A 12,842-nucleotide genomic window follows, 5' to 3' on the forward strand; every position below is an offset into this window, starting at 1 on the left:
TTAGGTAATCCTCGAATATCTGGATCAAATCCACCTGTACGACGGTTTTTTGGCTACCTTCCCGGATATCGTCCAGCTTATACAGGATAGAGCGGACAAAGCTTGGAAGTTCCGCTTCGATAAGTGCCTTTTTCGTTTTTAGTTTATCTTTAAAGTCCGTCGTAAAATGGAAATAGACCACAATGGAAAAAATGAGAATGACGGGCGCAATGCTTTTGGCCCCGATTGCCAAAAGCGGAACCAGGAGCAGAAGGGTGAAGGAAGCGCAGATGAGCGCCCTGGCTTGATATTCCCTGGGTGTGAGGTCAATACCTCCACGTCTTAGCGTGGATGCCAACTTCGCTTCCTTTGCCGGGTGTCTGATCCAGCGGGATACCGGCTTGACAAGGGGCATGACAAAGCGGTTTAAAAGTCTTTGGCCATTTTTCTCCTTTTCCGTTTGCAGGTTTTTGATATTTTTCTTCATGCTCAGCTTCGGAATTTTAAGCAGTTGCCTGCAAATTAAAAATCCTGCCGCAGTCAGCAGGACAAAAACGATGATCTGATAAAACAACTTGAAACCTCCTATCTGTTAACAGGTTTGGTAATCTTCATCACATAAAACGCCGTCGCCAGGGCGGTCAGCAGCATAATAACAATCAGCAGCTTGCCGATGGTGGTTTGGGACAGAATGGAAAACCATTCGGCGTTGGAAAAGCGCATCATGGGAATGACGGAAAACATCAGCCCCACCGTCATCAGGTAATCCCGCCATACTCTTACCATCATGCCATCGCTTTCTATCTGCATGGACTTTGCGTCGTTCATGGCTTTGATAACCGGGAACAGGGCGAATTTAAGCCGTCGGTCGTGGTAGCAGAGGATGAGCATTTTTGTCCACTCGGCAAAGTACCGGTTTTTGATCTTTGCCGCCAGACGGTACAATCCGTGTTCTACATTCGGGTTGATGAGCTTGATTTCCGATACAAATTCGTCAAAGGGCGTCGGGTTTCTCAGGTGAACCGGAATGTACCGGTTTTTTTCTTCCACATAGGTTTCCACGGCCTTGATGATGTCGTCGCACCCTGCATAGGCGTTGGTGATAATGGACATGGTGTTTTCCAGCCCCTCGATTTCCTCCCGAGCGGCTGTGGCGCTTTTTACGGTCAGATAGAAGAAGGGAGTGGGGGTCAGGCATACTGACATCACTGCCGCCAGATCGACACTGTTAAACAGCATAAGCCCGGCCAGAAATCCGCCTGCCACTGACGCGCCTGTCATAACAAAGTACTTCTTTTGAGTGCATCCGGTTTGCCTGAACAGGGTTTGAAACCGGATGGCAATCCGCTCGGTGATTTTCAGCTTTGTCCCTGCCAGGTACAGGCGGCGCTTTTTCAATGGGTTCTGCTCCGTTGCAAAGGGATTCAGTCCCAACAGGAGGAAAAGCGATACGCTGATGAGAAGGAACACCAGGATAAGGGATAATTGAATACCCATTGCTAACCTCCTTCCGGCCTATACCCACTGCCCGCAAAACGGCGGATCTCTGTCAGTTCAACGCCATTAACCAGCAGTCGCTCGGCAAGAGCGGGAGAAATGTTTTCCATACACCGGTGGCTTCCCACGACCTTTGTAATCCTTCCGGCTTCATCCTTTTCATAATGGTCTACTACAAATTTAAAAAGGATGTTGCCAATTGTTTACTGCTGATTTTGAATATCCGGTAAAACGCATTACATCAGGAACCAGAAGTAGTTGAGGGAAGTCATGCAATTGTTTTTGATAATAACGGCGTAAACCCTCAATATACTCATTTTCTATTTCACAAAAGCACATCTTTCCGTATTGATACAGCAAAATGTCAGCAATCTTTATCTTTTGCCTTCTTCCTTCCGATGTGCTTACATATTCAAAAGGAATTATGCCTTTTTTCTGGATGGAGTAGGCCGTTGATTTACAAATACCCAAGATGGCACACATTTCTTTTTGCGTGACATATTCAGGATAACGATCAATTACTGAAGAGTAATATTCATCAAAATTCATTTGCTTCACTCACTTTCTTAAATTTGTCAACGGCAAGTGGTGAAAGCAAATCTTAGTGTTAAAAATAATAGAATTTTCGAGTTCTATCCGAGTTCTATCCAAAACGGGTTCGGATGCAATTTTTTCGTTGATTTTTTGGAGTGCTCAGCATTCCTTGCAGACACGAAAAAATTCCCCGGAAACCCTGATTCTACAAGATTTTCGGGGGCCTTTATCTACATGGATTTACTGCTAACTTCCACTAAATTCTCATTTCATCGTTACACTCGAAATGCGGTTGTCCGCAAGGGCACGTGGGTTCGAATCCCACCTTCTCCGCCAGTAAAAAAGCTTCAAGGAAGCTTATAATAATTAAGAAGGTGGGATTCGAACGGACGAATCCCACCTTCTCCGCCAGTCAAAAAGCTTCAAAGAAGCTTATAATAATTAAGAAGGTGGGATAATTCTTTCTACTTTGTTTAAAGCTTCACAATTCTGTACAAACTAGTATTAGAATGAGAGGTATTTTAGAGGCTCTTAACTAATGCGAGATGTTCAGGAGAGAGGGGTTAAGACTTTATGAAAGTAGTAAGAATTATAGTAGCCTTGGGTATTATGGGGGTTTTTCTAACGGGGGCTTGCAGGGGGCCTATTAGTGAAGGCAGTGCGATGGAACCCCAAAATGACAATAAATCTTCCGAGGAAGTGGCACTCGCTTCAACACCGGATCAATTGATCCGTTTTCACGTCCTCGCGAATTCGGACAGTGAACAGGACCAAGCGCTGAAGAGGGCAGTTCGAGATGCCATCTTAAAAGATGTTTCTCCTCAGTTGGCGGGTTCTCAGTCATTAGATGAATCACGGCAAATTCTTAAGCAGGTCTGTCCGGATATGGAGAATACCGGTCGTTCAGTAGTAAAGATGTGGGGTAAGGATTATAGTGTACGTACAGAGTATGGATATTTTTCTTTTCCCACCAAATCCTATGGATCATTGGTGCTGCCGGCCGGTGACTATGAGGCGTTGCGCGTTGTGATAGGAGAAGGACAAGGGTCGAACTGGTGGTGTGTGCTATTCCCACCGCTCTGCTTTGTTGATATTAACCAGTCCACGGCTGTTCAAGTGGATGGAAAACAGGGGATCCCAATTAAGAACGCTATCAAACAGGCTAATAGATCCACGACGGGTTCTCCGAAGGTGCGGTTTTACTTCTGGGAAATGATAATATCGATAAAGCGATAAAGCGATAAAGCGATATAAACATTGACTCGTTTGTCTCTTTGCGATATAATCTCTCTTGTTCACAAAATTCATAGAAAAATTTTAAAGTTTTTAAGGTTTACTGAGCATGGAGAGGTGGCTGAGTGGTCGAAGGCGCCCGCCTGGAAAGCGGGTACATTGGGTAACCGGTGTCGAGGGTTCAAATCCCTCTCTCTCCGCCATCATTAGAGAATTTTAGCCTAAGGCACATTCAAGAAAATAACAAGTCAGTATGCCGGTCTATTTTGTGTCAGGGCATCTTTGACGGGTTATTTTCTTTCATATGCCAAAGTATTCGACTTTGGCTTTTAATTTTGTTATAATTGTTTTAGCCGTACTAGATGGGGAGGTAGCGGTTCCTTGTAACTTGCAGTCCGCTATAGCAAGATGGAATTCCCGCGAAAGGTCCTCACCTGTGAAGCTGTCTTTGGTAGGCGGCGATGAGATTTTGGTCTTACGCAACAGGACACTTCGAACCGTGTCAGATCTTGACGGAAGCAGCACTAAGGAGAGCGTTTTGTGTGCCGTGAGGTTGCCTGAATTGAGTTTGTCTATCAAGGTAACGTTCGGAGGTGATGGTTCGATCAAGGGTGTACGGCTATGATATATTCTGCTTAAGGTGGTCAATGTACCATCTTTTTTGGCACTTGTCAGAAAATATTTAACTTCGAGTCATGACCAGCGCATGCAAGAAGGCTAATTCGTGCGAAGACAGTGTCTTCGTGTGGGTGCTAGCCAAGTGTTTCTTTTATATGTATACTCTACTCTGTTTATCGAGGGTGATAGTGTGGCTTATTTGGCACTTTACCGTGAGTGGCGTCCAAGAATGTTTAAAGACATAGTAGGGCAAGGGCATATTACGAAAACATTAGTCAACGCCCTAAAACAAGAGAAAATCGCTCATGCGTATTTATTCAGTGGACCAAGAGGTACGGGGAAAACAACTGCTGCGAAAATTCTAGCTAAGGCTTTGAATTGTGAACAGCGGGAGGAAGTGGAACCCTGTAATCGTTGTGCTTCCTGCATCGGTATTGACCACGGTTCGGCCATGGAAGTATTCGAGATTGATGCTGCTTCAAACCGTGGGATTGATGAGATTCGTGACCTGCGTGAAAATGTCAAGTTAAGTGCGCTACAAGGGAAACATAAAGTTTATATTATCGATGAAGTACATATGTTAACGACAGAGGCTTTCAATGCCTTGCTCAAGACACTGGAGGAGCCTCCACCGCAGGTCGTTTTCATTTTGGCAACAACCGAGGTTCAGAAAATACCCTTGACGATTCTTTCACGCGTACAACGTTTTGAATTTCATCGAATCTCCGTACAAGATATCCAAAAACGATTGGTTGAAGTATGCAGACGTTTAAACCGGCAGGTTGATCAGAACGCCTTAGTGGTGATTGCTCAAAAATCTGAAGGAAGCCTTCGGGATGCCTTAAGTATTATGGACCAATGTCTTCTTCAGGATGACCCGATCGGGGTGGAAGAAGTATATCTGGTACTGGGAATGGTCGGTGAGACCTTTAGTGCTCAGTTAGTCGAAGCGCTAGTCTCCTCCGATTTTGGCAAGAGCTTAACCTTTTTATCAGAGGGCATTCAACAAGGCCGTGATCCACGGCAGATTATTAGAGAACTCCTGGATTATCTTCGCCAAATGCTTTTAACCTCGGCTACGGGAGAAACACCTTTGGTAGCACCCCATATTCAAGATCAGTTGGTCAAACAGAGCGAACAGATCGGAATTTCTCGAATTTTACGTTGGATCGCTATTCTATTACAGGGAGAAGGTCAGCTCAAATATGCGTCTAACGCCCGTTTAGCTGCCGAACTCTTATTAGTTCAGACGATTCATGAAGATCAACCAAGTGTAATCAGAGGGCAGGAAGAGATTTTAAAGAAAGATTTAACCCCATCCCCGAAGACTCTAAACGTAGAATCTGGAATAGTTGATACAGGAAACACTGCGGAAGGGATCAAACCTAACCTAAGCATAGAGGGGATCCAAGAACGTTGGAATGACGTTTTGGACCAGGTCAAAAAACGTAAAAAATCAACCCAGGCTTTTTTGATGGAAGGAAAACCAGTTCAACTCGAGGGGAATACCTTGACGATACTTTTCCGTGAGGGATGTTCCTTTCATAAAGACAAAGTTAGCCAAATCGAAAATCGGCAGACGATCGAAGATGTTCTTAAGCAACTATTCGGTATTTCTCTAACATTACAGAATTTTATGAAAAATGAATTTCAATCCAAGGAAACGCCAGAGAGTCAAGACATGAAAATTCAAGAGCAGGCATTTATTAATAAAGCCAAGGACATGTTTGGAGCGGATCTGGTGGTTGTCAAAGAGGGATAACACCAAAATAGTTCATAGGACTTTAAGGCACCGGGGAACGAAAGTAACGAAACTATAAATAAAATGTACGAAAAATAATTGATAGGAAGTGTGTTTATATGGCAGGATTAAAGGGAATTGGCGGCGGTATGGGTGGCAATATGAGCCAGATGTTAAAGCAGGCCCAAAAAATGCAAGAGGATATGATTAGAGTACAGGAAGAACTTCGGACTAAAACGGTGGAGGCCTCTTCTGGTGGTGGAGTGGTCCAGGTCATCGTAAGCGGGAAAATGGAGTTAGTGGAATTGAAAATTAAACCTGAAGCAGTTGACCCGGAGGATGTGGAAATGCTGGAAGATCTTATTAAAGCAGCATTAAATGAAGGGTTAAGGAAGGCCCAAGAAATGGCCAACAATGAAATAGGTAAACTGACGGGTGGTCTAAAAATCCCCGGATTGTTTTAGAAGATCTATGGATTTTTTACAATACCCACAACCTTTGGCAGATCTTATCAGTAGTTTGGCCCGTCTTCCGGGGATTGGCCCTAAAACAGCAGGACGACTGGCCTTTTACCTCCTTCAACAACCACGGGTTTCAGAGGATTTAGCGAAGGCTATTGTTGTGGCTAACCGAGATATCAGAAAGTGTTCGATTTGTTCGAACTTTACAGATCGAGACCCATGTGCGCTTTGTCAAAATACGCAAAGAGATTTGACGGCGCTTTGCGTCGTTGAGCATCCAAGAGATGTTGTGTCTCTGGAGAAAACCAGAGAATTTAAAGGCCTTTACCATGTTCTGCACGGTGTCCTCTCACCAATGGACGGAATTGGTCCGGAGCAGTTGACCGTCGATATGCTTTTAAAACGTTTAGATGGAATAAAAGAAGTGGTTATGGCAATGAACCCTACCGTAGAAGGAGAGGCAACTGCCCTATATTTGGCTCGCTTGCTAAAACCGTTAGGAATTAGGGTAACCCGAATAGCGCATGGCTTACCTGTTGGCGGAGATCTAGAATATGCCGATGAAGTAACCATTGCCCGGGCTTTAGAAGGACGGCGCCAACTTTAAACATAAGTTAGTACTTGTCAGACTCCCATACCGCGGCGGTACCACGGATAAATGAAAAAACATGAAAGCTAAAAAAGCTAAAAGTTCTTCTTTGACATTTGAGTGCATACTTATTTATGGACTAGCACCAGACGAGGAGGAGAATTTATGACCTTGATTTTTCTTGGTCTGTTCATTTTGCTGATAGGATTAGTTGTTCGTTCTGCACTTGGGAGGCCAAACTTTTTTTTGAAACTAATTATTCATATGTTAGGTGGAATTGTCGGGCTCTGGTTGTTCGACTTTTTGCTTAGTATTCTGGGCTACGCAATACCTATTAATTTTTTTACGATATTGTTAGTAGGGTTTTTAGGGTTTCCCGGAGTTATAGCCTTAACTGCGCTCCGGTTATTGGGGATTTAATATGTTAATGGGGCGATTTAGGTCTTGAGGAATTGAATTCAAGGATACCTGCCTATAAATTATTGACGAATGAGACAATTAAGATAATACAATTAAGGGAACTATTGTGAAATAGTTCCCTTAATTGTATATTAAATATTACTATGATCTTTTATATAAATACGATATACTAATGTAGTATCTGATTAAACTGAATTGTGAAAAATATATTTTTTTTGTAGAAATACAAAAATTATGTTATTATATTTTCTATAATGGTCCGATGATCAGACCACGTTTTATTTTATAACTTTCACAAAGTAATTGTTTTATTTTTGGACTTGCGGGATAGCGAGGGTTCACTCCTCCAAAAAGCCTTAAAGTTAGATGTGATGCGAGAAATCTAATAGGAGGAAGCAATTAATGGCCAAAATGAAAACCATGGATGGTAACGAAGCGGCCGCCCTCGCGTCGTACGCGTTTACGGAAGTCGCCGCCATTTTCCCCATCACCCCCTCTTCGCCGATGGCCGAATTGGTTGATGAATGGGCTGCTTTTGGGAGGAAAAACGTATTTGGACAAACTGTTAAGGTTGTGGAGATGCAATCCGAGGGGGGTGCTGCCGGCGCACTACACGGTTCACTTCAGGCAGGGGCGTTAACTACTACTTATACTGCTTCGCAAGGGTTACTGTTAATGATTCCTAATATGTATAAAATTGCCGGTGAGCTTCTGCCATGCGTATTCCATGTTAGTTCCCGTGCTTTGTCGACGCATGCACTTTCGATTTTCGGTGATCACCAGGACGTTATGTCCGTGCGCGCAACAGGTTTTGCCGAGCTTTCATCAACAAGCGTACAAGAAGCATTGGACTTGGGTTTCATTGCTCACCTCGCAACGATCAAATCTCGAGTACCGTTCGTCCATTTTCTTGACGGATTCCGTACTTCTCATGAAATTCAAAAAATTGAAGTACCTGAGTATGAGGAAGTTGCTCAACTATTAGATATGGAGGCTGTTCAAGCCTTTCGTGACCGTTCTTTAAATCCCGAGCGTCCGGTTCTGCGCGGGACGGCTCAAAACCCGGACGTCTACTTCCAAGGTCGGGAAGCTTCTAATCGTTTCTATGCTGCCGTTCCTGACATAGTCGAACAATCCATGCAAGAATACAAGGAACTTACAGGCCGTGAATATCACCCTTTCCAATATCATGGTGCAGACAATGCAGAACATATCATAGTGGCAATGGGCTCAATTTGTGACACAATTGAGGAAACCGTTGATTACCTCGTAGCAAAAGGGGAAAAGGTAGGGGTTGTTAAAGTTCACCTATACCGTCCGTTTTCCGGTGATTACTTCTTTAAAGTGTTGCCCAAGACAGTTCAGAAGATTGCGGTTCTTGATCGTACCAAAGAACCCGGTGCTACTGGTGAACCTCTTTATCTGGATATTAAGGATATCCTCTATTCAAGCGATCTTAAACCGGTGGTCGTTGGTGGACGTTATGGCTTAGGTTCTAAAGATACGACTCCTTCTCAAGTATTAGCCGTCTACAAAAACCTCAGGGCTGAAAGCCCGAAAAATGGCTTTACCATTGGTATCGTCGATGATGTAACCCAGACATCCTTAGCTGAAGACGAAATTATTAATACTACTCCGGAAGGGACTATTTCCTGCAAATTTTGGGGCCTCGGTTCAGATGGCACTGTCGGTGCAAATAAACAAGCGATTAAGATTATTGGGGATCACACCAAGCTCTATGTCCAGGCATATTTCCAATACGACAGTAAGAAATCTGGCGGAGTCACGATTTCCCACCTCCGTTTTGGCAAGAAAGAAATTAAGTCACCTTATTATGTTACAGACGCTAATTATATAGCTTGCCATAATCAATCGTATGTTTACCAATATGATCTCTTAAAAGGTCTCAAAAAAAGTGGTAACTTTGTCTTGAACTGTCAGTGGACAGCGGAAGAACTGGATGAAAAACTTCCGGCTGCCATGAAACAATCGATAGTGAAGAATAATGCCAACTTTTACATCATCGACGCCGTATCGATTGGTCGTGAAATTGGACTCGGTTCCCGTATCAACATGATCATGCAAGCAGCTTTCTTCAAGCTTGCCCACGTAATTCCTGTTGAAGAGGCGATTGATTATCTTAAAGACTCCGTCATAAAAACCTATGGTAAAAAGGGCCAGAATATCGTGGATATGAACATTGCGGCAATTGAGCGTGGTGTTTCATCCCTTATTAAGGTGGAGGTTCCTGCTTCATGGGGTGATATTGACAATGCTCAAGCTGAAGCTGCGGCTGCGGCCGCGGCTGCTGAAGAGCCGGACTTTGTGAAAAATATTCTTCGCCCGATGAATGCCTTAGAAGGAGATAACCTCCCAGTCAGCATTTTACAAGATCGTGAAGATGGAACTTTCCCTTTAGGAACCGCTTGTTTTGAAAAACGTGGTATCGCAGTCACCGTACCGGAGTGGCAGACCGATAACTGCATTCAATGCAATCAATGTTCTTATGTTTGTCCGCATGCGGCAATTCGCCCCTTCTTAATGAACGGGGAAGAAGCTAATAACGCTCCGGAAAGTTTCGCGGCCAAGAAAGCGACCGGCAAAGAGGCATCTGGTCTGCAATTCCGTGTTCAGATCAGTCCGTTGGATTGCACGGGCTGCGGTAACTGTGCCGATGTTTGTCCGGCTAAAGAGAAAGCTCTCATTCTGAAACCGGCAGCTGAACAAGTCGAACGTCAAGCCCAGAACTGGGCATATGCGGTGACCCTAAGAAACAAGAGTAAACTCTTTGACGTAACTACGGTTAAAAACAGTCAGTTTGCGCAACCTTTACTGGAGTTCACCGGAGCATGTCCAGGTTGTGGGGAGACTGCTTATATTAAACTAATCACCCAGCTTTTTGGCGATCGCATGATGATAGCCAATGCTACCGGCTGTACCTCTATCTGGGCTGGAAGTGCTCCTTCAATTCCATATACGACCAACGAAGAAGGAAAAGGACCCGCTTGGGCTAATTCCTTGTTCGAAGACAACGCCGAGTACGGCTATGGTATGTCCGTGGGCGTTAGCCAACTCCGTGAAAAACTGGCGGCCCTGATGAAACAAGCTCTTGAACTTGAAATTAGTGTTGAGCTAAAAGAAGCTTTTCAGGAGTGGCTCAAGGGTTGTGATGATGCTGAGGCCTCCAAAGCAGCGACTGATAAGATCCTTGCAGGCCTTAATGGATACGCTGGGGATGAGAAAGTTCTCACAGATATTTGGGCTAATAAAGACCATCTCATCAAAAAATCTCAGTGGATCATCGGCGGAGACGGTTGGGCGTATGATATCGGATTTGGAGGGTTAGACCACGTTTTAGCTGCCGGAGAAGATGTGAATGTACTTGTACTCGATACTGAGGTTTATTCCAATACTGGCGGACAATCCTCCAAAGCGACTCCGTGTGCTGCTGTCGCCAAGTTCGCGGCCTCGGGTAAAAAGATTCGGAAGAAGGATCTTGGGGTTATGGCTATGAGTTATGGCTATGTCTATGTAGCGCAAATTGCTTTGGGCGCGGACATGGTTCAAACGCTTAAGGTTATTAAAGAGGCTGAGGCTTATAAAGGACCTTCTTTGATCATCGCTTATGCTCCTTGTATCAACCATGGTCTCAAAGCGGGTATGAATAAGAGCGTACAAGAGCAGAAGAAAGCGGTTGACTCCGGCTACTGGCACCTCTATCGCTTTAACCCGGATCTGGCGGATGAGGGTAAGAATCCATTTAACCTCGATTCCAGGAAGCCGACAAAGTCCTTCCGGGAGTTCATCATGGGCGAAGTCCGTTACTCTTCCTTGCTGAACACTTTCCCGGAGAGTGCGGAGGAACTCTTTGCAGGCGCTGAAAAATATGCAAAGGTCCGCTATGATTCCTACAAACGTCTGGCTGACCAAAAGTGGGACTAAAATTAAAAATTAACTAATTTGATTGAAAGGGGCTGCCCCTCAATAGAAATTAATTTCTATTTTGAGACAGCCCCTTTTTTTATTAACGTATCAGGGCGGAAAGTATAAGTAGGAAACGGTCTTGACCAAATATAAGTGGAATTATAAGAAGGGGGGGTTAGTTTTCGCGGCATAGAGAAGAAAACAGAAGACTTGCGAATAATCGACTCGTTGTCGGACAAAATAAGGCGGAGAAGGAGGGCAAAAGCGTGCGCGGTTGGCTGAAAATGATCAAAGAACTTACCATTCGCCCCAAGGGAGAACGGCGGATCCGGAAGTCACCCTCGTATGCTTATGACGAGGCTCTGAACAAGCCTTTATCCGGGATTAAAGTGAAAGAGATCTTAGCGGATAGCAGCGATGTCATATTCCGGGAGTTTTTCCTTCAGGGCAAAGAACGTATACCCTGTATATTAGGGGCAGTGGATGGGCTGGTTGACAAAAATCAACTCGACCTGTTTATCTTAAAGCCCCTGATGGTGGATTTAGTGGGACATCCGGAATTAGCCCAACTGACAGTAGCAAATGTTGTGGATCGAACACTCCAGAGTCTGCTTCCGGGCCTTGAATTCAAAAAAATAGCCAAAATGGGAGAAGCCCTTGATGCGATCTTGACCGGCGATGCGGTTATTTTCTTTGGCGATGCTGCGGAGGCGCTGGTTTTTGGGGCCAGGGGATGGGAGAAGCGCGCCGTTACTGAACCGGTCACGGAGACGATCGTCAAAGGTCCACACGAGGGATTTACGGAAACGCTGCGCATAAATACCTCGCTCTTGCGGCGCAAGATCAAACATCCCTCCTTGCGGATAATCTCTTTAAAACTTGGAGACATGACGAATACCGATCTTGTGGTAACCTATATTGAGAAAATAGCAAGTCCGGATGTCGTCTCCGAAGTACTGAGCAGGCTGGGTAAGATTAAGATGGATGGCGTGTTAGCGAATGGATATATCGAAGAGATGATTGAGGATAACCCTTATTCGCTCTTTCCGCAAATCGCCTATACGGAGCGTCCGGATGTCCTGGCCGGGAAGCTTCTGGAAGGGAAAGTGGGTATTATTCTCGACGGGACCCCCATTGTTCTTGTGGTACCGACGACTTTGACGCAATTTTTGAGTGTGAATGAAGACTACTACCAACGGACTATAACGGCGATCCCCTTCCGCTTTGTCCGCTATTTAGGAGCATTTGTAGCTCTCCTGGCGCCCAGTATATATATAGCGGTAACGACGTTTCATCAGGAAATTATACCGACAGATCTCCTCATAAGCATATCCGCAGGCCGGCAAGGAGTGCCCTTTCCGGCCCTTTTAGAGGCCTTAACTATGACGGTTACTTTAGAAGTCTTGCAGGAAGCGGGGCTCCGCTTACCAAAACCGATCGGGCAGACGATAGGCATTGTCGGGGCGCTGATTATCGGCGATGCGGCCGTGAAGGCCGGCTTGGTCAGCCCACTGATGGTGATTATCATTGGCTTGACAGCAGTAGCGAGTTATGCTATTCCTTATTACGATTTAAGTCTTGCGGTTCGGCTCATGCGCTTTCCGCTGATGATTTTGGCGGGAGTTCTTGGTTTCTTTGGGGTTTCGGTAGGTCTTTATCTGATCGCCATTCACCTGCTAGGCCTTCGTTCCTTCGGGGTGCCTTACCTGAGCCCGATATCCCCTTTGCGCATACGGTCCATGTTGCAAGATACCTTTATGAGGGTACCATGGTGGGCGATGAAGCGTCGTCCTCAGCTGCTCGATGTTGAGGAACCCCACTCCGGCGGGAAAGGGAAAGGGTAACG

General features: G+C 45.0%; 9 protein-coding genes, 1 tRNA gene, 1 other RNA gene and 1 pseudogene. 9 read left to right on the forward strand and 3 right to left on the reverse strand.

Features of this window, described 5'->3' with window-relative positions:
* The 3 genes and pseudogenes from AC6I5A_RS10150 to AC6I5A_RS10160 all read right to left on the reverse strand — a co-directional run.
* Positions 1-553, reverse strand: a pseudogene (locus tag AC6I5A_RS10150) (hypothetical protein); the annotation flags it as partial.
* An 11-nt stretch (positions 554-564) separates the two neighbouring features.
* Positions 565-1,476, reverse strand: a complete 912-nt coding sequence (locus tag AC6I5A_RS10155; protein ID WP_034615273.1) for a hypothetical protein — start codon at positions 1,474-1,476, stop codon at positions 565-567.
* A gap of 180 nt (positions 1,477-1,656) precedes the next feature.
* On the reverse strand, positions 1,657-2,025 hold the full coding sequence (locus tag AC6I5A_RS10160; RefSeq protein ID WP_034615275.1) for a MerR family transcriptional regulator: 369 nt from the start codon (positions 2,023-2,025) through the stop codon (positions 1,657-1,659).
* A gap of 558 nt (positions 2,026-2,583) precedes the next feature.
* Here AC6I5A_RS10160 and spoIIR point away from each other — a divergent pair.
* The 9 genes from spoIIR (at position 2,584) to AC6I5A_RS10205 (ending at position 12,840) form a co-directional block, all read left to right on the forward strand.
* Positions 2,584-3,246, forward strand: coding sequence for a stage II sporulation protein R (gene spoIIR, locus AC6I5A_RS10165; RefSeq protein ID WP_034615278.1), 663 nt, complete (start codon positions 2,584-2,586; stop codon positions 3,244-3,246).
* 108 nt (positions 3,247-3,354) lie between these two features.
* A tRNA-Ser gene (locus AC6I5A_RS10170) sits at positions 3,355-3,446 on the forward strand.
* A gap of 150 nt (positions 3,447-3,596) precedes the next feature.
* Positions 3,597-3,862, forward strand: an RNA gene (ffs, locus tag AC6I5A_RS10175) — signal recognition particle sRNA large type.
* A 189-nt stretch (positions 3,863-4,051) separates the two neighbouring features.
* Positions 4,052-5,623: a DNA polymerase III subunit gamma/tau gene (gene dnaX, locus AC6I5A_RS10180; RefSeq protein ID WP_034615281.1), complete on the forward strand. Its 1,572-nt coding sequence runs from the start codon at positions 4,052-4,054 to the stop codon at positions 5,621-5,623.
* A gap of 98 nt (positions 5,624-5,721) precedes the next feature.
* The gene (locus AC6I5A_RS10185; RefSeq protein WP_034615283.1) at positions 5,722-6,066 is read left to right on the forward strand and encodes a YbaB/EbfC family nucleoid-associated protein; all 345 of its coding nucleotides are present in this window, start codon (positions 5,722-5,724) and stop codon (positions 6,064-6,066) included.
* A 7-nt stretch (positions 6,067-6,073) separates the two neighbouring features.
* Positions 6,074-6,670 carry a recombination mediator RecR gene (recR, locus tag AC6I5A_RS10190; protein WP_034615286.1) on the forward strand — a complete coding sequence of 199 codons (597 nt, stop codon included), beginning with the start codon at positions 6,074-6,076 and terminating at the stop codon, positions 6,668-6,670.
* A 147-nt stretch (positions 6,671-6,817) separates the two neighbouring features.
* A complete protein-coding gene (locus AC6I5A_RS10195) occupies positions 6,818-7,072 on the forward strand; it encodes a pro-sigmaK processing inhibitor BofA family protein (RefSeq protein ID WP_034615289.1) in 255 nt (84 codons plus the stop codon).
* Positions 7,073-7,474: 402 nt separating this feature from the next.
* Entirely contained in the window at positions 7,475-11,014 is a 3,540-nt protein-coding gene (gene nifJ, locus AC6I5A_RS10200; RefSeq protein ID WP_034615292.1) for a pyruvate:ferredoxin (flavodoxin) oxidoreductase, read from the forward strand.
* A gap of 248 nt (positions 11,015-11,262) precedes the next feature.
* Positions 11,263-12,840, forward strand: a complete 1,578-nt coding sequence (locus AC6I5A_RS10205) for a spore germination protein (protein ID WP_497900654.1) — start codon at positions 11,263-11,265, stop codon at positions 12,838-12,840.
* The last annotated feature ends 2 nt before the right edge of the window (positions 12,841-12,842 follow it).

Source organism: Desulfosporosinus sp. Tol-M2 (assembly GCF_059735615.1).